The sequence below is a fragment of the Mycobacterium sp. E1386 genome (genome assembly GCF_001672745.1).
Classification (GTDB): Bacteria; Actinomycetota; Actinomycetes; order Mycobacteriales; family Mycobacteriaceae; genus Mycobacterium.
Map to the genome: position 1 here is coordinate 20,155 of NZ_LZKH01000024.1, position 25,140 is coordinate 45,294.

Consider the following 25,140-nt stretch of genomic DNA (forward strand, 5'->3'; position numbering starts at 1 on the left):
ACAAGCCGGGGATTCGTCGGTGGTCGGTCATAAGCTGGAGCCATGCCAGCTCTCGATCCCCGCGACCGCCTCCAGCGGTTTGTTCTGCGCGCCCGCAAGGTGATTGCGCATTCGCTCGTGCGTGAACATCCCGGACTTCTAAGGGCAGCGGCGCAGGGCAACATCACGTTGCAGGTCCAGTGGAATCGAAAGACGGGCGAGGGGAAGCACCGCTTGCAGATGACGCTGCCGCCGGAAGAGCAATTTGAGTCGTTCGCCGCGAGGATCAGGCCGTTCACCACCGGCAAGGAGCCCGTGTATTGGTCGGCGGTTCTGGATGCGCTCGAAAAGCTGTTGAGCAAGGAGACCCTGGAGGAGCTTGTTGATATCGAAGGTCTCCGCACCTATTGGCGGGAAAGGGTTGAAGGCTCAACGGTCGCCCATGCCTACTACGCGATGACCGAGAACGGCACCATCACAGACGTCAAGTTGGCCGACATGTGGCTGAATTCTGATGCGCTTCACACACAGCTAATTCAGTCGGCCATCGGTAAGGACATGAGCTTGACCGAGCGATACAAGGCTGCAGCAGGCGTCTACACGCGCATTGGCGTGTGCGTGGAGGACACCTTGTGGTTGATTTCGTACTTGGTCGGGGAGGGCCTTCTCGACATCGACAAGTCGGTGTTCAACGACGCCATCTTTGCCGACACCGAAATCGACTTCGAGCTTTTCGGAGCGTATTGCGCTCCAGTGGGTTCGGAGCCGATGCCGACCGATATGGCCGATCTGGCTGATTTGACCAATCCAGCTGCGCTTGACACGAGTAAGTGGACGCCCATCCACCTGGACCCTGAATTGATGGGCATCGTGCAAGGGAGGGCAAAGGCCGCCGAGGACGAAACGCCCAAGGCGTCGTAGCCCTACGGCTAGCGCTCGCGCTTCCGCTTCGGCGCGGCGTTGCTCTTGGCGCGCCGCCCGACCTTGGTATTGCCCTTAGCGCGCGCAGCCCTTCGCGAACTTGGCGCGGGCAGCTGCTTGTTTCTTGGTGGCCATCGTCGGTCCTTTCTGTAATGGGTGCCGAGGCGGGGAGTTAACGGCAACCCCGCCAGGGCGCGCAGGAAGGGCGACCACGCCCCCCGGCCGCAGAAACGCCTACCGGGCCATTGTGGCCGAACTGCGCACTCGGCGGGGCGCGACGCCGGGGATGTCGGGCGGTTGCGCCGCTGGACTTCTCGAGCCAGTTGACGCAAGCGCGTTCTACAAGAATTTGCTGCGCCCCGCCTTGGAGGCGGTTGGTCTCCCCGGCAAGCCGACCGGCGACAAAGGACGCCCCAGCGGTGCGCGGGGTAAGACTCCACGACCTTCGCCATACGGCGGCGACCCTGTGGCTTTCGAATGACGTTCACTTCATGCAGGCATCAAAGTGGTTGGGACACAGCACTTTTATGCTCACCTTGGACGTGTACGGCGATTACATCCCCGAGACGGAAGGCGGCATGGTCAACCCGCTGCCCGAACCAACCGCCCCGGCTACGGCACGCAACGTGGTGCGGCTATTCGGCTGATTCTGCCTTCTTTGCGGCCTTCGTCGCAGATGTCTTTTTCGCAGCCTTCTTGGCCGGCGCTTTCTTCGTGGCCTTCGTGGTCTTCTTGGCGGTCGTCTCCACTGGTGCCTCGTCTTCGGCAGCCTTGGTGACTACCTTGAGTGCCGCTAGCTTCTCTTGGCCGAGGGTGGTGAGGCGTAGGTACTTGTTAGTGTCGCTCGGAACGCGTTTCTTAGTCCCAGACTCGATAATGCCCAGCGTTCGGAAGTGGACGAGTACTGTCTCAAAGTCCTTCTTCTGCACCATAAGCCGTAGGGCCGGTGTCTTGCGAGCCAGGGACCGGTCCTGGGCGCTCATCTTCCCCTGAAACAGGCACAGCTCGAACTTGTCCTCAACCTCCTCTTCTGTAGCCTCATCGATCATGGATGGACCCAATGTCGCGAGGACGTCATTCCAAGTGACCGTGCTCCATACCCACTCGTCGGTGTCGTTGTTGTAAGCCTTCGAGTAGATGCGAAGCGGAAATTCAACTGAATCCTCGCCTTGCGCAAGCTTTGTCGGATCTACCCCGATAGCTTGGGTCTTCTCCGCTACCAGTGTCTGAGACTTCTCTCGCGCTTCAGCCAATTGAGCTCGCAGCTTCAGGATTTCACGCTCGGCGTCCTCGCTGAGCACGGTGTCGCCTCGGACCCAGCCGACGGCGGGTTGGGAGTCAACCAAATTGACAAGGCTCATGGCAACCTGCCCTCCCAGTTCAGCCGCACTGGTGAAGTATTTGACTGGCAGCCCCTCGACTTTCTTCCGAAAGGCAGCAAGCATCTTGCGGGCTTCATCGTTCTGGTCTGTCTTACCAGCAGGAATATTCTCGGGCTCTTTGTGCAGGAAGCCGAGAACGGGAGTGCCTGTCTTGATCGCGTAGTCATACTCGCGCTCCGTGTAGCTGATACCAGATGCTTCATCTGTGTCCCCGTAGCGGCCGCCGACAACAACGATGTAGTAGTCACTCTCGTCAATCACGCGCTGAATCAGCCTCCACTGATCCTCGTTCGCGGCTGGGAACATCTCCATGCCAGCTGGGAAGTGGTTCAGATTGAGAACCATTTGGATGACAGTCGCGCGCTCTTCTCTGAGGTCCTTGTAGGTCGAACTCACGAAAACCTGGTAGCGCTTTTTCACGGTGTCATGGTCTCACTAGGTGACGACACATCGGAGTCAGCGCGCCGTCGGAGCGCGAGCTAGCTCCTCACCCCGGCGTCACCCCGGCGAGCGGGGGCATTCTGGGCCGTACCGGAGGCGTACCGTGCCCGTACTGGCAAGGCCCAAAAATCGTATCTAGCAGGTGACCTATGGCCCTGAGCACACCCGTCTGCGCTGGTCGCCGCAACGCTGGCTAAGGACTCATAATCCGTTGGTCGCGGGTTCGAGCCCCGCCCGCCCTACCGAATTTGCGGCTGCTGGGGGTAGTGCCGAGGCGGTTAGCCACAGACCTGGCCTATTTGTCCGTGATTTGGGCTTGCCTCGCACTGGCCGAGTTCGCGTCTGTAGATCTCGCGCATGTAATTGTCGATGCACGCCTGGTGGGCAGCGGGATCGGTGATGTCGACACAGGGATCGCCGACGCGTGCCGGTGCTACGGGAACAGAGATTGGTACGAGTGCTATGACCGCTGCCGCAGACACCCCCAATATTGCTCTCTTCATCAGTCTGCCTTTGTCGTAGCCGTATGCGCAGCGTGGTGAGTTGCGTGTTCGCAGTTAATCGCAGCCGGGTGCCACCGGCTAGTGGCGAAAGTCCCGGAAGCGAGCTGTTGCCGGCCCCGCTGCCCTCCTGCTTCGCGGCTCTCGCGTCCACACCGCAGACGACGCGATAAGGCGCGCAGTGGTTCCAGCGCTCGGGAATGCGTCGGGCGTAGTAATCAGAGCCGAGCCCGCGCTGGCAAGCGCTGTCTCACAGCACGTTTCAGGCGCCGAGGAAGGATCTGACGTTCGATGGCGACGAGGGGGCCGGTGCTTCGTCGCGACTGCACCGGTGATGGGTGACTCCCACACTCAGGGCGAACGGAGCGCGTCATCCGATCCGGGCCCGCCCGACGTCACATTCGCGGGCGGGGCCCGGCCGAAGATGGGGACTCAGCCCTGGTGCACGACGTTCTGGTTGCCGGTGTTGTTGACCGCCGGTGTGCCGGAGTGGTACGTGATGTCGTTCGAATTGCCGGACACCATGATGGAGTTGGCCGAGTCGACGGTGACCTTGTGGCCGACCCCGGAAACGTTCAGTACGTCGCAGTTCCCGGTGACGGTGACTACATGGTTGCCGCCGCTGACGTACAACGTGCCGTTGTCGCAGGCCACGGTCTTGTCACCACCCCATCCGTCGACGCTGTTGATAGGGCCCGCCAACGGGGGCGGGGACGGGAGCGGATTGGCCGCGGCGATGGCGTTGGTCGTGGCAGCGCCAAGGAGCGCAAGGCCGACCGACGCAATGATCTTGGTGCTCAAACTGTTTGACATGAGGTCCTCCTCGGAACTCGATAATGACGTGTTTCTTCCAGCGATTTGGATTGAGTTATGCGACAACTCTTTTTCATCCGACCAATGTGCACGACTACGGGAGTAGGGTCTTAGGGCCCATGTCCTGCGGGACTTCCGTCGCGTTATGACCGAGAAAGCGCCACTCCACCCGGGCCTCGGACACGGACCACGCATTGAGGAGTGTTCCGTCCATCATTTGGGATCGTCTTCCGTTCGGTAATTACACCTTGCGGATTTGCCTCCCGGGTGTCGAGGGCGACGTGCTCGAAGCTATGCGTGCAGTATCGATCCTCGGTTACAGCCCTGTCAGCAAACTCAATTGATCCTCACCTCATATTCTCTCGGGTAAAGTCCTCGCCGGATCGGGGCGAATCCCTCTTGTTCGAGACGCCCAAGTCGCCTGCGAACTAGCCGCACATCCGAGTTTGCAAGGCGGGGCAGCATGGTTGGCAGATTGTTCATAACGGCCCTCACCAGGTTCCGCTATCATGGCAGCTCAAATGCTTTTCGACGCGACCTGGGGCCTGATGGGATGCTGTCGAGAGGCTGCCGCCCCGACAGTTGCCATCCAGTGCGAACCGAGGGCCGAGAGGGAGATGGCACGCGTCCAGTCTCGCCAGTTGCCGGACCGACCAAAAATTTCGAGATGCGACCATTTCATGGATTCCCCGCCGATAGCAAACTCCTACGGTGCTATTGGTCCGGTCCCATTCCTGGATTCCGGGATAACTACACGCTGATGATTCCGATTGGCTATCTGGCATGCGGTACGGCCGCGGACGGCCCCAAGCTGCTGGTCTCGGACAACGACGAGCGTCTTCTCGTCCTTGCCTTGGGGGTAGGCCTTGAAGACTTAATGGATTGGCCCGAGATGGAGCGCAGAGATTGACGCAAGCCACAAATGCATAGGTTCGCGAGAGCGAGTCGGCACCCTCGTTCATTTCGCCATAACGGACCTGTGTCCGGACGTCCTCAATTCGACGGAAATCTATCGGTCCTGCGATGAGGACACGCGAACCCCCGCTTCTGCCGCCAGACCCTGCCGGTGCCGAGCCACGCAGGCGGCGCAAGTCATAGATTGGGTTGAATGAGCCGACGCCATGAGGATGAAGCGCCCAACGACGCCGCCGACGACTCTCAGTCCAAGCCCAAGCGGGACCCTGAGCCGGTGGTGCCCGAGGAGGGCGAGGGCCCGTTTCCTCCCGTGGCCGGCGAACCCCGGCCACCCATCGGCAATTGACCGTGTCCGAAAGTAGTTCCCATCGTCGTTTCCAGGCAAGGGCTCGGGAGCAGTCGCGTCGCACGAGGTCGGCCCCACGTGTGGGAATTCGGGACCGGGGTATCCCCCCGGGCGTATGACTACAGCCAGGACACAACCGGATCAGCACGAAATCGACGACGTCCGGGGGATCGTTGACGCCATCTCCTCGGCCTTCGCGGCCAAGATCGTCGGGCAGCACGACTTGCGCGAGTCGCTACTCATCGGCCTGTTGGCGGGCGGTCACATCCTGTTGGAAAGCGTGCCGGGCCTGGCCAAGACCACCGCAGCCAAGGTGCTCGCCGAGTCGATTCACGGCCGCTTTCAACGCATCCAATGCACGCCCGACCTGCTGCCCAGCGACATCATCGGCACACAGATTTATGACTCGGCAACCAACTCCTTCGTCACCCAACTAGGTCCGGTGCACGCCAACATCGTGCTGCTCGACGAGATCAACCGGTCCAGCGCGAAGACGCAGAGCGCCATGCTCGAGGCGATGGAGGAGCGTCAGACCACGATCGCCGGGCAGGTGCACCCGCTCGCGGACCCGTTTCTGGTCGTCGCCACCCAGAACCCCGTCGACCAGGAAGGCACTTATCCGCTCTCCGAGGCGCAGACCGACCGCTTCCTGCTCAAGGAGATCGTGCGCTACCCCTCCCCGCAGGAGGAGGTGGAAGTGATGTCGCGGATCGACGCCGGCATCTACGACAAGGGACGGCCCGCGTCGCCGGTGGCCACTCTCGATGACGTGCTCCGCGTCCAGGACGTGGTCCGCCACGTCCACATGGACCGCGCGCTGATGCTCTATGCCAGCCAGCTGGTCGACGTGACCCGTCATCCCGCGCGGGCGCTGCCCAAGCAGCTCGCGCGTCTGGTCGAATACGGCGCCAGCCCCCGCGCCACGATCGCGTTCTGCAAGGCGGCCCGGGCGCAGGCCGTGCTGTCCGGGCGTGCGCACGTATTGCCCGAGGACATCGCGAAGCTCGCGCACCGGGTGCTGCGGCACCGGCTCATCCTTGGATTCGAAGCGGCCAGCGCCGATATCACCCCCGAGGTCGTCATCGACGCCGCGCTGCGGGCCGTCCGCGTCCCCTGAGGTCGTCTTGGGTAAGCACCTCAACCGTGCCAAGGCGCACTTCGGCACCGACACCCGCGGCATGCTCGAAGGCGGCCGCTATGCGTTATTGCATACGCGCAGCATGGAATTCGACGACCTGCGCCCGTACGTGCCCGGCGACGACGTCCGGGACATCGACTGGAAGGCCTCTGCGCGATCGGGCAGCGTGCTCATCAAGCGGTTCGTCTCCGAGAAGCACCACAAGATTCTGCTCGTCGCCGATGCGGGTCGCAACATGTCCGCGCTCGCCCCGAGTGGGGAGGTCAAACGCGACGTAGCCGCGCACATCATGGGCGCGGTGGGGTTGATCGGTCTCCGGCGCTCGGATCAGATCGGCATGGTCTACGGCGACCGTCGCGGCAGTGTGAACATTGCGCAGCGGCGGGGCGAGGCACACATCGAGGGACTACTGCACCGCTGGTACCAGCACACTACGACCAACCCCGGCCACAGTGACGTCACAACCCAACTTGACTACGTGGCGACGCATTACCGGCACACCATGCTGATCATCGTGGTATCCGATGAGCCTGAGGTCGACGACAGACTCGGCGCGGTGCTCGCCAGACTGGGCGGACGCCACGACATGATGTGGGCGATGGTGTCGGACATGCCGGCGGTGGGTCCCGACAACGCCGACGGATACGACGTCGCCACCGGTCGTTTCGTCCTCAATGGAGCCGACCTCGGCCCGCGGGTCGTCACTGCTTATCGCCGTGCCGAGCAGTCCCGTCGGAACCGCCTCGACGCGTTCCTCACCGGTCACGCGATTCCCCACGCGACCATCGCGGGCAGCGATCACATCCGGCGCGAACTCGTTCGCCTGACCGAGGTGGCCGCCCGTGCCGGATGATCTGCTGCGCCATGTATTCGGTCCGCAGCCCTACTCGTCGTGGTGGCTGTGGCTCGGCCTGCTGTTGATGCTTGCCATAATCACCTGGTATGCGGCGCTTTTCGTGTGGACGCTCCCATCGCACCAACTGCGGCGCATCCCCGTTCTGCGGCGAGCGCACGCCTGGCTGATCCGTAACCGCTTCGCCCGCCGCGTGCAGGACATCGCCGACGAGCACGATGCCGGAAGGATTTCGGCACCCGCGGCGTGTTCGGCGATCAGCCGAACAGTGCGCAGCTTTCTCCATCAAGCGACAGGTGCCCTGGCGCAGTATTTACACGTCGGGGCGCTGGCCGATGCGAACCTGGCGGCTGTCGCGCCGCTGCTGACGCGGCTCGGTGACGGGCAGTTCAATGCTGAGGCGCGCGTCAACGTCGCCGACGTGAGTGCCCGTGCGCGGGAGTTGATCCGCTCGTGGACCTGAAGTGGTGGCCGGTAGGGGCCATTGGACTGGCCTGCTTCGCCGCGGTGGTGGCGTTGGCGATATGGCTGCCCATGACGGCCGCCCGTCGGCGACTTCGCCCGCTGGCCAACGTCGCACGGCTGACCCGATTGCCCGAGTACGCGAAGGTGGCCCGGCTGCGATCACTGTCAACGATTGTCACTTTGGTGGTGCTGACGGCCATGTTCGGCGCCGCCTCGTGGGCGGCGGCCCGCCCGGCCGTGCCCAGCAACGATTTCGACGCCGCTCACCCCGAGGACATCATGCTGTGTGTCGGGCAGTCGGTGACCGATCCGGCGACGGCTGAACTGCTCGACTACTTCACGCGCCAAGCCGGCACGTCTCCGCCGCGCCAGCGCATCGGCTTGACCTCGGTCAACCGCCGTCTGGTGCCGCTGACGCGCGATCATCAGTACGCCGCGGCGCGATTCGGCGAGTACACCGGCGCACATGCGGCGCAGCCCGCGTCGTTCGCCCCCGCGGTGCCCTATACGGACTATGCGACGAGCGTGAACGACGTTCTGGCGCTCTGTATGTCGGGATTCCCTCCCGTCGAGGAGGGCGGCACGCATCGGCGGTCAGTGATCTATCTCGGCCCCTCGGATCTCCGTGCCGCCGGGGACTCGCGTGCCGGACTGTTCACCGACGCCGGTGTGCGGGACGTGGTCCAGCGCGCGGGAACACAACTCAATGTCATCGACACGGCCCCCTCGTCCGCCCGCTCATCGCTGGTCGCCCTCGTCGAGCGGACCGGCGGTCGGTACCTCGCACCTGGACGCGGATCGGTGATCAAGGCAGTCAACGAAATTCGTGCACATGCCCCACCCGCACGCCTGGCCGACGGCACCGTCGTGGCCGCGGACGTCCGGGATGAGCCGGCGGTACCGCTGGTAATCGCGTTGTTGTCGGCGGCCGTGCTGTCGGTGGCCCTATTGGTGTTACGCCGATGACGTTCGATCCCTTGCTGCCCTGGGCGATCTTCGCGGTCGTCGCCGGCGCGCTACTCCTGGCGCGACTGGTGGCGCTGCGCCAGGTGCTCCTGTCGGCGGGGCGCCGGCGTGGCCGCGCGGCGCTGCGGTGGACCGGCGTGACGTTCGCGGTGCTGCTGCTTATCGCCGCCACCACCCGCCCCGGGCTTCGCAGCGACGCTAATCGCCGCGAAGCAACGCGAGCGCCCGGCGCTAACCTCAACGTGTTCCTCGTCGTCGATCGGTCGGCCGACTCGGGCGTCCACGACTACGGCGCCGGTGAACCACGGATCGCAGGGATGCGCGACGACATCGGCGCGGTGATCAAGGAGTATCCGGAGGCACGGTACGCGCTCGTCGGCTTCGCGTCGCGCGCCTCGCTGGACTGGCCGCTGTCCGAGGACGTCTGGAGCCTGCGCCCGACCGTCGCCGCACTCGGCTCCGAAAACGCGCGTCCCGACCTGAACGGTGCCTCGGCGGACAACGTGCTGCGGTACCAGTTGATCCAGGCGGCGCAGCAGTATCCGGGATCGCGAAATGTGGTGCTCTACTTCGGCTCCGGTGCGCCCGGATCGCGTGTACCCCAGGGCGACTTCAGCCTCGCGCAGAGCGCGGTGACCGGCGGAGCGGTGCTGGGCTACGGCCGTACCGACGCGATCAATGAGGTCGAATTGCGAAGAATCGCAGCACAACTCGACGTGCCATACGTACATCGGGACCCGGGGCAGTCGTTTCGGCCGGACTTGCCCCGCGCGCCGGATTTCCGGGTGGAGGTCGGTGGACGGACCGAGCTGTACTGGCTGCCTGCGCTGCTCGCCGCGGGGCTGCTGCTCGCCGAGATCTACCTATCGGTTCGCGAATTCCGGCGTGGCCGTATCGCCCGGCGGGATCTGACATCGTGACCTCGAAACCGGCACGGCTGCGGCTGCGACGGCGGCTGCTGATCTACTCGGCCCCGGCCGCCGCCATAGCGCTGCTGATTGCCGTCAAGCTGTTCTCCGTTGTGGTGGCCGGCAATTCGGCGACCCACGCCTTCGCGAACGGCGACGGGAACACCGTGCGAGCCGATGCGGCGATCCTCGGAGTGGTCAACGTGGTGGAACCTGCGAAGGCGCCGTTCGCTGCGGGCACCGCCGCCGTGCTTGACGGCCGGCTCGACGATGCCGACACTAACTTCTCCGAAGCGCTTGCTCGCACGGACACCCACGGCTCCTGCCCGGTGCGTGTCAACCTCGAACTGGTGCGCGAGACCGAGGGCGACCGTTCCGCGACGGCGGGGGATCGGGCGCGCGCCGAGGAACGCTATGCGAGCGCGCTGTCGGTCATAGACCAGGCACCGCAAGGCTGCTTTGTCGGCAATAGCGATCCGGATCCCCAACGGCGGACCATCCGGGACGACGCCGCGAACCGGTTGGCGGCCAAACGAACTGCGCTCAATGCTCCGCCGCCGGCAACCCCCCCACCGCCACCGCTCCCACCGCCAGCGGCACCACCCCCACCGCCGCCGCTGCCCACCGTCGCACCCGACGGCCGGGAGATCCCACCACGGCGGCTTGATCCCGCGGGAGGCGATCCGCTCGACAAGTTGCAGCAGATCCTGCAGGACGCCGCCGGTGCGGCGCCGATGGGGGAGTAACCGTAAAGCTCTGTCAGGCTCTTGACATGAACGAACCGTGTCCGTGCGGCAGTGCCAAACGCTATCTCGCCTGTTGCGGGCCATTCCATCACGGCGAGTCGCAGGCCCGGTCGGCCGAGGAATTGATGCGGTCGCGGTATTCGGCATTCGCCTACGGAGACGCCGCCTACCTCTACCGCACATGGCACCCGCGCACGCGTCCGGCCGACGTGACGATTGACCCGGGCACCACCTGGATTGGCCTGAACGTGATCGACACCGTCGCGGGTGGCCCGGACGACGATCACGGGGAGGTGGAATTCACGGCCCGGTTCGAGTCCGCGGGCCGCGCGGGCAGCCTGCACGAACGCAGTCGCTTCGAGCGCCGCGCCGGCCGATGGTTCTACCTCGACGCCGTGGCGCAGAGCGAGTGACGGGACTCGAACCCGTGTATACGGCTTTGCAGGCCGCTGCCTAGCCGCTCAGCCACACCCGCACGAAACGCCACCATGCCAGCGCGAGCCCCTACGGCCCAGTGTTTTCCTCGGCCCGATCATTTCTGCGAGCTGCAGGTGTCCGCCTTTCCGCGAATGACGGCTAAATTACCCGTATGCGGGTAGTTCGCCTGGTCGGTGTGATCCTGACGATGCTCATGGCGGGGCTGCTGTCTGCAAGTCCCGCCGGCGCGCAACCGCCGTCCAAGCTCACGGATCACATCACTGACAGCAACGGGGTATTGACGGATTCCGGCCGGGCAGCGGTCAGCTCGGCAATCGACCGGCTTTACCGCGATCGGCACATCCAACTGTGGGTGGTTTACGTCGACAACTTCTCCAGGTTCAAGCCCGACAACTGGGCCGACCGGACCCGCAGCGAGACTCGGATGGGCGACCATGACGCGCTGCTGGCCGTAGCAACGAACACCAAGCTGTACGCGTTCACGGTGCCGCCGCAGGTGCAGGGGCTCACACCGGCCGAGTTGATCGGTCTGCGATCCAAACAAATTGAGCCGGCGCTGGCCGCTAAAGACTGGAGCGGTGCGGCGGTCGCCGCGGCCGACGGGTTGAACAAGTCGGCAAGCTCGCCCAAGCCCGGGACGCCGATCTGGGTGCCGATTGCGATCGGCGTCATTGTCTTCGCGGTGATCGTCGTGGTGGCTTTCCTGCTCTACCGCGCGCGCCACCGCCGTCGGGTCGAGCCGACCGATGGCTACATCGACGGGCGTGGCCCTTCGTCGGGGCAGGCGATTTCCACCGCGGACGGCAGGGTGCGCCAGATCTCCGATTACGTCGCCAGGCATCGCGAGAGCGTCGGCGCCGAGGCTCAATCCAGGTTCGAAGACGCGAAGCGGCATTTGGCGGCGGCGCACGGCAAGCAGGCAACAAACGACTCGGAAGCCATCGCCCACGCCAACCGGGCATCGACGCTGGCAGCTCAGGCCCAATCGTTGGCTAACGCTGACGTGCTAGCAGCGCACCGCACGGGGCGAGGTCGGGGTAGCGGAACTGCGCGGCGATCGGTGTAGCGACTGCCGCTTCAGAAGCATCCGCTTACGTGAATTCGCCGGCCGGCTCCGACACAGACGTTCACCGGTGGCGGCGGGGGCGGAAAGTCCTGCGGCAGTGGCGCATACGCGCCCGGCGGCGGGACGTTGGCGTTGATCGTATCGGCGACGTTGGTGCACCCGCTCACTGAGACGCGGTTGCCGACGCTTGCGCAGACGTCCGCGTTAGCCACACCGGAAGGCTGTACGACGGCATACAGCTCAGGAATTGCCGTGAGCGCCAATACCGCTATGCCCCCCGCGGTCCATGACCGCACCCACGAGTTCATCCGGATCTCCTTAACTCTGACCGGTGGCAAGTTCGGGTGTTCCTGTCCCGATCGCTCAAGGGGTTGCGCCGCCCTGTCCGAGCAGCGGCGTCCACTGGCAACGCTGCCTGACGTCAACCATCGGCTGGCGGATGTTCTCCAGATCGGCCTGCTCCTCCGGATTGGCGCCGAAATACTGCTGCACGTCGTCGCGGATCTGATCTTTGGGCCGATCCTGAAGGTCGGTGTAGAACCCGTTCAGGTCCGGATGGGTGAACAGGTAGCTCGAGAGCGCCGCCGCGACACCCGCCGCGACGCCGGCTACGTCCGCTGCCGTGCAGTTGGGGGGCCGGGGCGGGGGGTCAGCGGCAGCGGTTGCCGCGGTGGCACATAGAAGCGTGCCGGTGACCGCGCCAGTACCGACGGCCCCGACTAGTAGCCGACGCGGGATCAGATGCGCGAAGAACATAGCTGGCTCCTTTATGCGGCTATTACCGGCGGTTGGCATGGTATTCACTCTGGACACCGGCGGGGGTTCGTTACTCGGGCCGAAAGTCACTATTGCAACGGCCAACCGTCACAACGCGATGGTGATGCTGATCGTCCCGAACTTCGTTGCGGTGCGAGAAAATCAGCTGTCGTCTTCGGCGCCCAACACCGAGTGGTTGACGCGACCGCCCTCGAAGTGAAATTCATGCGCGGGATGACGCAGAGGCTCGATAGTGCCGTCCACGTGCAGGATGACTCCGCCACCGGACGGGATCCCGAGCCCGCTGACCGCCCCCTCGAGTACATGAATCATGCGCGACAACCGCCCCCAGCCGCCCCGCTCGTCATGCGCGTCGATCACCATCGGGACGAGGTTGAACACAGCGAGTAGTTCGAGCGAGGCGGAATCGGGCGTCTCGACGATCCCATAGCGTCCGAGCTGGACCGCTCCCGCCGAAACACCCACCAGGACCGCCCCTTGGGCGTGCCTGCGCAAGATCACGTCCTTCATGCCGGTGTGCTCGAACGTGTCCCAGCCGAGCCGTACATCGCCGCCGGCGAGGACGATCAACCAGGCACGCTCGAGGAAAGCGCGATCGGCGGGGCCGAACGACGAATCGATCATCCGACGGTCGGTGACCCCGAGCGCGTCCATTGCCGCCTCGAAGATCCCGTAGTACTCGGGACGATCCCCGTTGGAGGCACCGATATAGGCCGCGCTAAGCGGTGTGTCGCGCGCCAACCCATCGAGGGCTTCCTCGAGGAGCAGGCGGTCTCGGCGCTTCCAGAACAGCAGCTGGCTGTCCGCAAACAGATAAAGCGGTTGTTGTGCCACCGTCTCAGTCACCGGTGCTTTCGACGAGCTCATCGAACCTTGCGAGCGCGGCGTCGAGATCCGTTTCGTCGAAGATTTCGCAGCGGCTGATCATTGGACCATCGACGGTCTGGACTTCGATCCCGCGCCACTCGGCGTCGAAGCCGTCCCGCGAAACGCCGTGCGCCACATGGGAGCAAACCACTCCGAGGTCGGTCAACCGATGCACGGCCTCGACGCGGAAGGTGACGTGCTTGGTCAGTTGCCACAGGGAAAGCAGGGATGCGTTCAGACCTCCTTCCTCGATGATGCCCGGTCGTCGGTGATCGATGTTCACCCAATCCGGCGTGGTCGGGAAGAGCTCGCGCCGGTTCATCGCGGCATACGAACTTGCGACAACCGACCAGGCGTGCGCGTGGGCCGCAGCCTCACCGGCGACATAGCGAGCGTCGAGCTCATCAAAAGCGGCATCGGTGTCGTCGACGTCGAAGAAGATATGGGCCGCAATCCGCTTGTCGGTGTCGATCTCGACGACTCCCAGCAGCTCGATGGCGAATTCCCCGCGCTCTGAATCGGGGTTGAAGGAGCGGATGAGAATCAGCGCGAGGCGTTCCCCGCGCGTCGCGATCACCGTCAGCGCTACCTGGGCAAGACCCTCGGCCAGGGCTTGCATGTTTGCCATCACGGCCTCGCGGCCGTCCCAGAAACCGACATTCACCACCCGACGGCGATCGTCGACGACGCTGTCGTCGGCCAGGATTTCGGCGACCGCCGCCCAATCGCGAGTCGCCGAGCGCGCAAAAAGTCGGTCTTCGGCTCGGCTTGCTGCGTTCTCCAGCCGCCGTGTCGGGCGGCCCAGCTCCTCGAACCTGGCAAGCGCGGCGTCCAGGTCGTCCTCTTCGAAGACTTCGTATCGGCTGAGCCGGTCACCTTCGAAGGTGCAAATAGTGATCGTCTGCCACTCGGCGTCGAATCCCTCTTGTGAAGTCCCTTTCACCACTTGGGTGACGACGGCTCCAAGTTCGGTTAGCCGGTGCACAGTCTCTACGTAGACGTGCACCTGCGGGAGAAGGTCCCACACGGCACGAACGGAGGTGGCCAGATCGGCGCCCTCGATTGTCACGCTTCGTCGATGGTCGATGTAAACCACGTCCGGCATCATCGCGAGAGGCTCGCGCCGATTGAACTGAGCGTGGCCTTGCACAACCAGCGACCATGCGCGCGCGTGGGTGGCCGCTTCGCCGGCGATGTACCGGGTTTCGAGTTCGGCAACGGCGGGTTCGAAGTCGTCGGTGTCGAAGATGGAGTGAACAATCATCCGATTGTCGCTGTCGATCTCCACGACGCCGATCATGTCCGCGCTGATCTCCCCGGGCTCACATCCCTGGGCGGAGGACCAAATACGAGTGAGGGCAAGGCGTTGCCCGCGAATCGCGAGGACCGTCGAGACAAGACGTTCGAATCCGACCTCGGCGACCGCCCGCAGGTTGGCGATATTCGTAGCGCGCCCGCGTAGTACACCGGAGTTGACGACCCGCCGGTTGTCATGCGACACAACGTTCTCGGCGAGTACCTCGGCCATCGCTGTCCAGTCTCGCCTCGTGAGGCAGGTCCAAAACCGTTCACTCACTTGGCTTGCCGCATTGACGGGGCGGTGTGGCCGCGCTTGCAATTCCTCAAAGCGGGCAAGGGCGCCATCAATGTCCGCTTCGTCGAAGATCTCGGAGCGATTGATCAGATCACCGTCGACCGTCGAGATGCCGATCTCTCGCCATTCGGCCTGGAAGCCGTCGCTCGACGTCCCTTCGACAACCCGGGTGACGACCGCGCCGAGCTCCGTCAACCGATGCACGGTTTCGATGTAGGCGCTGAGCCCTGGAGCGAGCAGGTCCCACCACGCTCTGAGATATGCGTCCAGATTGCCCGGTGCGAACGCTATTCCTCTTCGGTGGTCGACGTTGGCCCAGTCCGGCGTCGTCGGCGGTAGCTCGTGACGATTAACCGCGGCATAGGCCTGCGTGATGATCGACCACGTGCGGGCATATTCGGCCGCTTCTCCGGCGAGGTACCGGGCTTCTAGTCCTTCAAAGGCGGCATCAAAGTCGGTGGCGTCGAATAAGACGTGGGCCGCAATTCGCCCGTCTGTGTCGATCTCGGTGATCCCCAGCATCTCGATGACGAATTCGCCGCGTTGCAAGTGGGGTTCGAAGGAGCGGATAAGGATGAGGGCGAGGCGGTCACCGCGGGTCGCAATTGCCGTCAGCGTTACCTGGGCAAGGCCCTCGGCTAAGGCTTGCATGTTCGCCATCACGGCATCGCGACCGTCCCAGATCCCGACGTTCACCGCCCGACGGCGATCGTCGACGAGGCTGTTGCCGGCCAGGATTTCGCCGACCGCCGCCCAATCGCTGGCCGCCGAGTGCGCGAAGAATCGGTCTTCCGCGCGGGTCGCTGCATTCTCCAGCCGCCGTGTCTGACGGCTGAGCTCCTCGAATCTGGCAAGCGCGGTGTCCAAGTCACTCTCGTCGAAGATCTCGCAGCGATTGACTCGGTCGCCTTCGACGGTCAGAAGCTGGATCTGTCGCCACTCGGCATCGAAGCCGTCAGACGAGGTCCCATGTTGGGTATGGGTAATGACCGCCCCGTGCTTGCTGAGGTGATGGACCGCCGCGATGCGGATCTTGAGGTTTGGGGTTAGATCCCAGATGGCGCGGATGGACTGGATCATGGTGTTGGGCGCGAAGGGTGTGCCTCGCCGGTGGTCGATGGCGGCCCAGTCTGTCGCGGGGAGCTCGTTGCTGTTGAAGGCGGCATAAGTTTCTGCAATGACCGACCAGGTGTGCGCGTAGGGGGCCGCTTCGCCGGCCAGGTAGCGGGCGTCGAGTTCGCCGAATGCGGCGTCGACGTCCTCCGAGTCGAAAATGACGGCTGCAATTACCTGTTCGCCGTCGTGCACAACGACTTGAAGAACGTCGAGTTGGATTGCGGGGTGATCACGGCCCGACGCTTGAACGTGGGTGAGAACGAGGCGGTCGCCTCGGGTCGCGATGACTTCCGAGTCCATGGTCGCCAATAACCCAACATCAGCGGACACCCGTAGATCTTCGACCGCGGCATCGCGACCTTGTCGAACCCCCGCATTCACCACTCGGCGGCGATCGTCGTTCGAATAATCCTCGGCAAACAGCTGGGCCATGGCGTCCCAGTCGCGGGCAGCAAAGTACGCCAGGAAGCGTTGGTTCACTGGGTTTTCCAGCCTCGGCCGGTGTGGGTTGAGCTCCGTGAATCGGGCGAGCGCGGCTTCCAGGTCTGCCTCGTCGAATACCTCGCAAACATTGAGCATGCTGCCATCAACCGTCAAAATGACGACTTCGCGCCACTCGGCTTCAAACCCTTCTGGGGAGGTCGCAGCCGCAGCGTGGGCGATGACTGCGCCGTATTGACTGAGACGATGCACTGCTGCGATGCGGATCGTCAGATTAGGCGTCTGATCCAACGCGCTGCGGAGGAATGCGATAAGTTCACCAGGTGCCATCGCTGCTCCTCGGCGATGGTCGATGTCTACGAAGTCGGTTGTCGTCGAGGGAAGTTCGCCCCTGTTGATCGCGGCGTAACTCTCTACGATGGCAGACCAGGCGTTTGAATGGGAAGCCGCTTCGCTTGCGAGGTATCGTGTTTCGAGCTCTTGGAAGGCCGCGTCGAGGTCGTCCAGATCGAATACAGCGGCCCCCGTTATCAAGCCGTCGGCGTCGATCTCGACGACGTGCAGCATCTCGGTCTGGAAAGCGGCAGGTGACGCTTCACGCGTCGAGTAGCGAGCACGCGTGAGGACGAGGCGCTCGCCCCGAGTCGCAATGACGACTGAAGCGCCGGTCGTGAAACCGACGCCGGCGCCGGCCCGAAAATCATCTATCGCGGCATCGCGACCTCGTCGGATGCCGGCGTTCACCGTGCGTCGGCGATCATCGGTCTCGTAGCCGTCAACCATCATGTCCGCCATGGCCGCCCAATCACGGGCGACGAAGCACGCCACAAAACGCTGTACCGCTCGGCTTGCCGCGTTCGCCAAACTTCGTGCCGGACGGCTGAGTCGCTCGAATCTCGCTAGGGCGGCATCAATGTCCGCTTCGTCGAAGACCTCGGAGCGGCTGACAAGTTCACCGTCGACCATGACGAGACTGATCCCTCGCCACTCAGCGTCGAAGCCCTCGTGCGACGTGCCATGCGCGACGTGGGTGTAGACGGCTCCCAGGTCGCTCAGCCGATGCACCACCTCTGGGTAGGTTCGAATTCTCTGGTCGAGATCCCATCCGGCGCGGACGTATTCAATCAGCTCGCCGGGAGTGTGAGCCGTACCCCGACGGTGGTCGACGCTGGCGAAATCCGGTGTAGTCGCGGGTAGTTCGTGCCGGTTCAGTGCGGCATAGCCATCCATGATGACTGACCACGCCCGCGAGTGGGTAGCCGCTTCGCCTTTGAGGTAACGGGAGTCGAGTTCTTCGAACGCGGCGCCGACGTCGTCGGTATCGAAGAAGACTACTGAGGTAATCAACCCGTCGGGATTGAGTTCGAGCACGCCGACGACGTCGGTGAGAAATGCGTCGAGCCCGTGATCGCGATCGGCGAAGCGCAGGCGCATGAGGGTAAGGCGCGCGCCACGAGTCGCCACCACGGTTGCCACCACGGTCGCGGGCCAGAGACCGGCGACTGTCCTCATGTCGGCGATCTGAGCGTCTCGACCATGTTGGGGACCCGCGCCTATTACACGACGGCGATCGTCGTATACGAGTTTGTCGTCCAGCATCGTCGCCATGGCGTCCCAGTCGCCGGCGGCGAAGAACGCCAGGTACCGCTGTCCGGCTCGGGTTGCGGCGTTTTCCACCAGGTGCGCCGACTGGCTGAGCTGATCAAACCGTGCCTGCGCGGCGTCGAGCTCTGCCTCGTCGAATACCTCAGTTCGGTTGATCAGGTCGCCCTCGACCGTGATGACGCTGATCACTCGCCATTCAGCGTGGAAACCGTCGGGCGAGATTTCACGTGCGACGTGCGTGATCACCACACCGCGATCGTTCAGACGGTGCACCGATTCGATGTAGCAACGTAGATCAGACGAAGAACTCCATGCGGCGCCCATCAAGGCAGCCATCTCACCTGGCGCGATTGACGTCCCTCGCCGGTGGTCGATGTTTACCCAATCCGGTGTTGTCGTGGGCATTTCGCGCCTATTGATCGAGGCAAAGCTTTGCGCGATGACTGACCACGTGCGTGCATGAGCGGCTGCCTCGCCGGCGATGTATCGTGCCTCGAGCTCATCGATGGCGGCGTCGAAGTCGTTGATATCAAAGATGATCCGTGCCAGAGCTTTTGCGTCGGCATTGACTTCGAAGATGTCGAAGACGTCGGTATGGAACGCCTCTGGGCGTTTGTCCCGGCCCCAGGTTTGGGTGCGGCATAGCGTGAGGCGGTCGCCACGGGTGGCGATGATATCCGAGGTCAAGCTCTCGACGCCGATTTCGAACGTTGCCGCCATCTCTTCGAGTACGGCGTTACGGCCCTTTCGCACGCCGGAATTCACTGTACGACGGCGATCGTCGGTGCACACATCGTCGGCCGCCATCGCAGATATCGCATCCCAGTCACGGGTCGCGAAACACGCTTGCACGCGCTTGTGGATTTCGCTTGCGGTGTTCTCGAGCCGCGCTGCCGGCCGGCTGAGCTGATCCAACCTCGTCAGTGCGGCGGCCACGTCCGAGTCGTCGAAAAGCTCGCTGCGGCTGATCCGGTCACCGTCGAACATCACAACGTCGGTCACCCGCCACTCGGCGTCGAATCCGTCTGGCGATGTCCCGATGGCCACGTGGGTAAGCACGGCGCCGATATTGCCTAGCCGGTGCACGGCTTCAATGTAGATGCGAGACTGCGGCGAGAGCTCCCATGTAGCGAGGAGATATGCGCCTAGGTCACCCGCGCCGATTGGTGCGAGTCGTCGGTGGTCGATGCTCGCCCATTCGGGGGTTGTCTTCGGAATTCTCCGCTGGTTCAGCGCCGCGAATGCCTCCATAACGAGCGACCAGGTATGGGCGTAATTGGCTGCCTCACCGGCAAGGTATCGACGATCGAGCTCTCCGAATGCGGCGTCTATGTCGTCGAGATCGAAGACCACGATCGCGGTGATCCGCTCGTCGGCGTCAACTTCGACGATATTCAAGGCAACGCCTTGAATCGTCTCGGGATCGCGGCCGGAGGCGCGTACGCGTACGAGAGCGAGGTGCGCACCGCGGATCGCGACGACATCCAACATCGATATCGTAAAGCCTATGTCTGCGGACACTTTCAGATTTTCGATCACTGCATCTCGACCGCGTCTGCTTCCCTCATTCACCACCCGTCGGTGGTCAGCGCCGGAGAAGCTATCGGCGATGCTGTCGCCCAGCGCATCCCAGTCGCGGGCCGCAAAGTGCGACCAGAAGTGGTCGAATGCCATTGTTGCTGCATTTTCCAGACGCGATGCCGGGCGGCTGAGCTGATCGAACCTTGCGAGCGCGGCGTCGATGTCGGCCTCGTCGAAGAGCTCGCAGCGACTGAGGAGGTCACCTTCGACTGTGAGAAGGAAGATTTCCCGCCATTCGGCCTCGAAGCCCTCCCGCGACCTTCCACGCGTCACATGGGTGACGACCGCCCCGAGGTTGTTCAACCTATGCACATCCTCGACGTACGTACTGCCGTCCCCTGCGAGATCCCAGGTAACACGGACATATGCGATCAGGTCACCAGGCGCGAACCTTGCCCCACGTCGGTGGTCAATGCTCGCGAAGTCCGGCGTCGTCGCGGCGATCTCATGTCGGTCGAGCGCGGCATAGGCTCCCGTGATGACACGCCACGCATGGGCACACGGTGCCGCCTCGCCAGCGCCGTAACATCTTTCGAGCCGTGCGATGGCGGCGCCGAAGTCGTCGACGTCGTACGTGAAGACATTCGCGATCCGGTCGTCGGCGTCGATCTCGACGACGTTGAGGGCGTCGTTCTGAATCGCCTCGGGGTCTTGGCCGGAGGCGCGAACACGCGCCAGGACGAGACGCTCCCCGCGGATCGCCACGACGCTGACCATCGAGATCGTGAAGCCGAGGTCGGCCGCCGCCCGCAAGTCTCTGACTACGTCATCTCGACTGAGCTGCGTCTCAGCGCTCACGACCCGCCGGTGATCGGTGCCGACATAGTCGTCGGCGACGGTGTCCGCCAAGGCGTCCCAGTTGCGGGTCGCGAAATGTGACCAGACATGCTCGAACACCCGCGCCGCCGTGTTTTCCAACCGTCGCCCGGGTGGTTGCTCCGCCTCGAATCGGGAGTCGAGTTCGGTGAGCGCGGCGTCGAGGTCATCGATGTCGAACCACAGGTGCAGCCGGATTCGTCCGTCATCGTCGAGGCCGAACAATTGCAGCGAGTCGTCGCGCGGCGCACCGGGACTGGTATCCGCCATGTGCACTTCCAATCGCGTGAGCGCCAGCCGCTCACCGCGTACGGCGACGGTTGCGTGACCGTGCCATACACCGCCGAGCGCGCGCGTGCTCTTGACGACGTCGTTGACCCATTGGGAAGGCGTGACCACTGTGCGGGGGAATCCGACGACCTTGCGCCGACTCTCGAGGGCGATCTCGGGCGCGAGTCGCCGCTCAGTTTCTTCCCAGGCATCCCGGTCGATCGCGGTGTCCAACTCACGCACCGAGCGGACGCATGCGTTGTCGAGTTCGACGGGCGGTGAAGCTTCTCGCGGCGCTTGAGGAGCCGCGACGACACGATCGCCGACCAGGCCGCGCGCCTTTTCGGCAAGCGCCGCAGCGCCTTTCCGTTCGTACAACTCGGCGGCCCGCTCTGCGGCGGCCTGCGCACCCGCAGCGTCGCCGGCGGCGGCTAAAACCGTTGCCAGCGTCAGGCACGCATCGCCGTGATCCACCAGCGCGTCGGTACGCTCAGCCAGGCCGACGGCTTCCTCGGCGACCCGCCGCGCCCCGTCGTGATCACCGCGCCGCGACAGCAGCCGCGCCCGCAGCGTACGCCAGGCGATCGAGGCCTTCAGCGCGTGGCCGGCGAGACTCTCACTCTCGGTGCACAATTCGTCGGCCTCGGCGTCTCGGTCGAGTGCGAGATACGCGCGGCCCAGCAGCGCCGCGGTTTCGGCGGTATCGGCGTCCAGCCCCATGCGACGAAAGCCGTTGTAGGCCTTGCGCAAGTGCGGCTCGGCCGCCGCGGGCTCGTCGACCACCAGCTCCACGATCCCGGCGAACTGCTCGACCTCCATCAGGGAATGGCGCAGTCCGAGCTCGGTGGCCGTGCGCCGGGCCGAGTCGATCATCCGTCGCGCCGCCGCCCCCCGTCCACGGAAGGCCTCCAACACCGCTTGGCACCGCGTCGATGTCGCCTCGACCGCCGGTGATTCCGTGGTGATTCGGAGCAGCCGCACCACGTCCAGGCATCGCCCGCCCGCGCGCGGAACGGGATTCGGGCCCCACAGCGCCGCAAGCGGTGCGTTCGCCAGAACCGCATTCACCCGGCGGTGTTCACGGGCACGCCGCGCCGCTGAAAGAGCGTCGTCCAGAGCGATCTCGCCGTCGCCGATTCTTCCCAGCCGGGCGAGGCATCCGGCGCGCACGGTGTGCGCCATGGCTTCTCCTGCGGCGTCGCCCAATTTGGCCAACTCATCGGCGGCCGAGCCGACCGCGGCCGCCACGTCGTCCAGTCGCTCCGGGTGGATCAGCATCGAGAGCTGGCCATCGAAGCAGGTGGCCCACGCCGCCAGTTGCCTCGAATCAGCGCTCGCGCTTTGCAATTGGGCGACCGCACTTACCGCCGAAGCCACGTCACCGGCGGCCAACAGGGCCTCGCAACGCGCTATCAACAACTCGGCCGTCTGGGCGTCGCGGTCGGGCAGCTCCTCGTCGATCTCCTCGAGTGCGTGCAGGGCGCGGTCGTAGAGGTCCGCCGCTCCTTCGTAGGCGAGCCGTGCCATCGCCTGGTCCGCGGCACGCCGGCAGTATTCGACCGCCTTCGCCGCGTTGCCCGCCCACGCACATTCGAAATAGTGGTACGCCAGTTCGGCCAGCAGCTCGTCGTCGGCGCCCGGCTCGCTTTCCAACGTTGCGGCGATGCGCTGGTGCAGCCGCATCCGCCGCACCGACGGCAACTCGGCCAGCAGCGACTGCCGGACAATCGCGTGGTTGAACCGGTAGCGACCGCCGGGCTCTTCGATGACGATGCCGGCCTTGCACGCCTCGTCGAACGCGTCGACCAGGTCGTCGTCCAACACGCGTTCCACCAGATCCAAGGCGAACCGGCTGCCGACCACGGCGGCCGCGGCAAGCGCCTTGTTCGCCTCCGCCGGAAGCCGCGAAAGGCGGCGACTCACCGCCTCGCGCACCCCCTGGGGCAGGGTGCTCTGGTCCCAGCGTCCGCCGCTTTCATCCACGTGGCGCAGGGCCTCGATGAGGAAGAACGGATTGCCACCCGTGACCGACGCCAGTGCCCGGGCGAGCTCTTCGTCGTTGTAGCCCGCCTCGGCGACGTAAGCGGTCACGTCGTCCTCGTCGAGACCGCTCAGGCTGAGCCGGCTGGCCGTGCCGTCGCGGTGGAGGTCGGCCAGCATCGCCGCCAGGGGATGGGAGCGGTCAAGGTCGGTGCTGCGGTAGGTGCCGATGATCTGCATGCGGCCGTGTTCGCCGAAACGCAGGAGATGTCGTAACAGCAGCAGCGTGGGCTTGGCCGCCCAGTGCAGGTCGTCGAGGATCAGGACGACCGGCGCGCTCGCCGAGGCCATGGCCAACAGCGCGACGACGGCGTCGAAAAGTGCGTACCGTTCGGTGTCCGGGTCGGCGCGCGTGGGCGCCGCCAGGTCGGGCAGCAGATCGGCCAGCCCGGGCACCAGTGTGAGGAGCGCTTCCACGCCCCGCAGCCCACGAAGCCCACCCGCACCCAGGCACGGCACCAGCGCACGCAGCGCTTCCGCGAACGGCTGGTACGGCGCACCGAGGTCCTCGTCGCATCTGCCGTAAATAACCAGTGCGCCTTGGTCATACGCTTGTCGCGACCATTCGCCGGCCAGACGCGTCTTACCGACACCTGGTTCGCCCGCGATCAGCAGTGCATTGGTGCCACCGGCGAGCGCGGCCTGCCACGCCGACGACAGCCGCTCGAGCTCGTGCCCGCGCCCCACGAACGGCCCGGTGCCCGCGAGAACGGGAGGCAGGCTCGGGCGTTCCAGGGGCACCTCGGTCGAATCCGGGGGATGGTCGAGCAGGGTGGTCTGCAATCGGAGTTCGAAAACGTGTTCCGGGCGCGCCAGATTGCGCAGCTGGCGCGTCCCCAGATCGGCGAGCGCGACGTCATCGGGCAGTGAGTCGATGACGAGCTCCGCCGTCGCACCCGAGCAGAGGATCTGGCCACCGCTAGCCAGCGACCGGAGGCGGGCGGCGCGGTTGACGGCGCGGCCGAAGTAGTCGCCATCGCGAAATTCGACCTCCCCGGTGTGCAAAGCCACGCGAATACGCATGGGCTCGCGCAACGCCCAGGGCTCGTGAACGATCGCATCTTGAAGCTCGATGGCCGCCGCGGCGGCCGCTGACGGTCGCTCGAACACCGAGAATGTGGCGTCGCCCTCGCCGCGGGTCTTGATCAGCCGGCCCCCACGGGACGTCACGACCTGCTCGACGAGTTCGTCGTGCCGTGCCAGCGCCACCGCCATGGCCCCGGCGTCTGCCTCCCATGCGGCCGTCGACCCCTCGATGTCGGTCAGCAGGAACGTCACCGCCCGAGTCACTGACGGGAGTTGTTGTGCAGCAGGCGTTTCCAGCGCGGAGTCCTGCGCGACGATCGCGGCCTCCAGCCGGCGAAGGTCTGGTCCCGGGTCGACCCCCAATTCGTCGGCGAGCAGCGCGCGCGCACGCTGGTACGCGCCGAGTGCCTCGCCCTGCCTGCCGGCGCGGTACAGCGCGAGCATCAGCTGGCCCCAACGCCGTTCGCGCAGTGGCGCATCGGCCACCGCGGCCTCGAGTTCGCCGATGATCTCCGCGGCCCGGCCGGTCGCGAGCAGCGCGTCGGCCCGATCCTCCACCAGTGCGGCGTGGCCCTCGATCCACCGCGTTTTCTCGGAGGTGCCGCGTCGGCTATCGGGCAGCTCGGGGATTCCGCGCCACAGGGCGAGCGCCTCCTCGAAGCGGGCCACCGCCTGGCTGGTGTCGCCGGCCGCCGCGGCGTCGCGTCCCAGTCGGGCGGCCGATTTGTACCGCGCGGCGTCAACCTGGGTCTCGGCCAGCGTCCAACCCGTGCCCGTCGTCAGGACGAAACCGTCGCCCAGGGTGCGGCGTAATGAGGAGATGTGGGTTTGTAGGGCCTTGGCTGCGGTGCGCGGCGGATCCTCGCCCCAGAGAAGCTCGACGAACGTGTCGGCCGCCACGACCGAACCGCCGTGCAGCCCAAGCATTGAAAGGATCGCGCGGGGTTTGGCGCCCGGGATAGCGACGGGCGCCCCGCCTAACCGGACCTGGAGAGGTCCCAAAACCCCCAGTTCCACCGATGGAAGCGTACTCACATCAGCCATCGTCAGTGGGGAGATTCAATGCACGGTCAAGATCGAGTAAAGCCCTCGCGTCCAGGCCCCAAGTCACCGCCACTGGAATGCTCACG

16 protein-coding genes and 1 tRNA gene are annotated in these 25,140 nt (G+C 64.8%); 10 read left to right on the forward strand and 7 right to left on the reverse strand.

Annotated features, from left to right (window positions below; translation table 11 throughout):
• Positions 1-42: 42 nt before the first annotated feature.
• The gene (locus A5709_RS02630; RefSeq protein WP_156767944.1) at positions 43-900 is read left to right on the forward strand and encodes a hypothetical protein; all 858 of its coding nucleotides are present in this window, start codon (positions 43-45) and stop codon (positions 898-900) included.
• 635 nt (positions 901-1,535) lie between these two features.
• On the opposite strand, the gene A5709_RS02635 is transcribed toward A5709_RS02630, so the two are convergent.
• Both A5709_RS02635 and A5709_RS02640 read right to left on the reverse strand, forming a co-directional pair.
• Entirely contained in the window at positions 1,536-2,702 is a 1,167-nt protein-coding gene (locus tag A5709_RS02635) for a DUF4062 domain-containing protein (RefSeq protein ID WP_068117769.1), read from the reverse strand.
• A 953-nt stretch (positions 2,703-3,655) separates the two neighbouring features.
• On the reverse strand, positions 3,656-4,036 hold the full coding sequence (locus A5709_RS02640) for a DUF3060 domain-containing protein (protein ID WP_067950591.1): 381 nt from the start codon (positions 4,034-4,036) through the stop codon (positions 3,656-3,658).
• 1,108 nt (positions 4,037-5,144) lie between these two features.
• Between A5709_RS02640 and A5709_RS27880 the strand changes: the two genes are divergently transcribed.
• From A5709_RS27880 to A5709_RS02675, 8 genes are all read left to right on the forward strand, one after another.
• Positions 5,145-5,297 carry a hypothetical protein gene (locus tag A5709_RS27880; protein ID WP_156745034.1) on the forward strand — a complete coding sequence of 51 codons (153 nt, stop codon included), beginning with the start codon at positions 5,145-5,147 and terminating at the stop codon, positions 5,295-5,297.
• Between the two features lie 115 nt (positions 5,298-5,412).
• A complete protein-coding gene (locus tag A5709_RS02645; RefSeq protein ID WP_068117774.1) occupies positions 5,413-6,414 on the forward strand; it encodes a MoxR family ATPase in 1,002 nt (333 codons plus the stop codon).
• Between the two features lie 7 nt (positions 6,415-6,421).
• Positions 6,422-7,288 carry a DUF58 domain-containing protein gene (locus A5709_RS02650; RefSeq protein ID WP_068117777.1) on the forward strand — a complete coding sequence of 289 codons (867 nt, stop codon included), beginning with the start codon at positions 6,422-6,424 and terminating at the stop codon, positions 7,286-7,288.
• Complete coding sequence (locus tag A5709_RS02655; protein ID WP_068117782.1) at positions 7,278-7,751, forward strand: hypothetical protein; 474 nt, start codon at positions 7,278-7,280, stop codon at positions 7,749-7,751. Before A5709_RS02650 ends, A5709_RS02655 begins: the two co-directional genes overlap by 11 nt.
• Positions 7,742-8,719, forward strand: coding sequence for a hypothetical protein (locus tag A5709_RS02660; RefSeq protein ID WP_068117784.1), 978 nt, complete (start codon positions 7,742-7,744; stop codon positions 8,717-8,719). The genes A5709_RS02655 and A5709_RS02660 overlap by 10 nt, the downstream gene beginning before the upstream one ends.
• Entirely contained in the window at positions 8,716-9,639 is a 924-nt protein-coding gene (locus A5709_RS02665; protein ID WP_068010413.1) for a hypothetical protein, read from the forward strand. Before A5709_RS02660 ends, A5709_RS02665 begins: the two co-directional genes overlap by 4 nt.
• On the forward strand, positions 9,636-10,373 hold the full coding sequence (locus tag A5709_RS02670; RefSeq protein WP_068010414.1) for a hypothetical protein: 738 nt from the start codon (positions 9,636-9,638) through the stop codon (positions 10,371-10,373). Before A5709_RS02665 ends, A5709_RS02670 begins: the two co-directional genes overlap by 4 nt.
• A 26-nt stretch (positions 10,374-10,399) precedes the next feature.
• A complete protein-coding gene (locus A5709_RS02675; RefSeq protein WP_068010416.1) occupies positions 10,400-10,786 on the forward strand; it encodes a YchJ family protein in 387 nt (128 codons plus the stop codon).
• Here the strand turns inward: A5709_RS02675 and A5709_RS02680 are convergent.
• Positions 10,778-10,848: transfer RNA gene (locus A5709_RS02680), tRNA-Cys, on the reverse strand. The genes A5709_RS02675 and A5709_RS02680 overlap by 9 nt on opposite strands.
• Before the next feature lie 114 nt (positions 10,849-10,962).
• On the opposite strand from A5709_RS02680, the gene A5709_RS02685 reads away from it, so the two are divergent.
• Positions 10,963-11,877, forward strand: coding sequence for a YgcG family protein (locus A5709_RS02685; protein ID WP_068117788.1), 915 nt, complete (start codon positions 10,963-10,965; stop codon positions 11,875-11,877).
• 11 nt (positions 11,878-11,888) lie between these two features.
• Here the strand turns inward: A5709_RS02685 and A5709_RS27150 are convergent, their stop codons facing one another.
• From A5709_RS27150 to A5709_RS02700, 4 genes are all read right to left on the reverse strand, one after another.
• The gene (locus A5709_RS27150; protein ID WP_082953340.1) at positions 11,889-12,185 is read right to left on the reverse strand and encodes a hypothetical protein; all 297 of its coding nucleotides are present in this window, start codon (positions 12,183-12,185) and stop codon (positions 11,889-11,891) included.
• A gap of 55 nt (positions 12,186-12,240) precedes the next feature.
• Positions 12,241-12,633: a heme-binding protein gene (locus tag A5709_RS02690; RefSeq protein ID WP_067950608.1), complete on the reverse strand. Its 393-nt coding sequence runs from the start codon at positions 12,631-12,633 to the stop codon at positions 12,241-12,243.
• A gap of 162 nt (positions 12,634-12,795) precedes the next feature.
• Positions 12,796-13,521 carry a Type 1 glutamine amidotransferase-like domain-containing protein gene (locus A5709_RS02695; protein ID WP_068117793.1) on the reverse strand — a complete coding sequence of 242 codons (726 nt, stop codon included), beginning with the start codon at positions 13,519-13,521 and terminating at the stop codon, positions 12,796-12,798.
• Entirely contained in the window at positions 13,493-25,027 is an 11,535-nt protein-coding gene (locus tag A5709_RS02700; RefSeq protein ID WP_068117798.1) for a BTAD domain-containing putative transcriptional regulator, read from the reverse strand. The genes A5709_RS02695 and A5709_RS02700 overlap by 29 nt, the downstream gene beginning before the upstream one ends.
• Between the last annotated feature and the right edge of the window lie 113 nt (positions 25,028-25,140).

Coding starts and splice junctions, on each gene's coding strand:
- A5709_RS02630 (WP_156767944.1), top strand. CDS start 43: ATGCCAGCTCTCGATCCCCGCGACCGCCTCCAGCGGTTTGTTCTGCGC.
- A5709_RS02640 (WP_067950591.1), bottom strand. CDS start 4,036: ATGTCAAACAGTTTGAGCACCAAGATCATTGCGTCGGTCGGCCTTGCG.
- A5709_RS27880 (WP_156745034.1), top strand. CDS start 5,145: ATGAGCCGACGCCATGAGGATGAAGCGCCCAACGACGCCGCCGACGAC.
- A5709_RS02645 (WP_068117774.1), top strand. CDS start 5,413: ATGACTACAGCCAGGACACAACCGGATCAGCACGAAATCGACGACGTC.
- A5709_RS02665 (WP_068010413.1), top strand. CDS start 8,716: ATGACGTTCGATCCCTTGCTGCCCTGGGCGATCTTCGCGGTCGTCGCC.
- A5709_RS02675 (WP_068010416.1), top strand. CDS start 10,400: ATGAACGAACCGTGTCCGTGCGGCAGTGCCAAACGCTATCTCGCCTGT.
- A5709_RS02685 (WP_068117788.1), top strand. CDS start 10,963: ATGCGGGTAGTTCGCCTGGTCGGTGTGATCCTGACGATGCTCATGGCG.
- A5709_RS27150 (WP_082953340.1), bottom strand. CDS start 12,185: ATGAACTCGTGGGTGCGGTCATGGACCGCGGGGGGCATAGCGGTATTG.
- A5709_RS02690 (WP_067950608.1), bottom strand. CDS start 12,633: ATGTTCTTCGCGCATCTGATCCCGCGTCGGCTACTAGTCGGGGCCGTC.
- A5709_RS02695 (WP_068117793.1), bottom strand. CDS start 13,521: ATGAGCTCGTCGAAAGCACCGGTGACTGAGACGGTGGCACAACAACCG.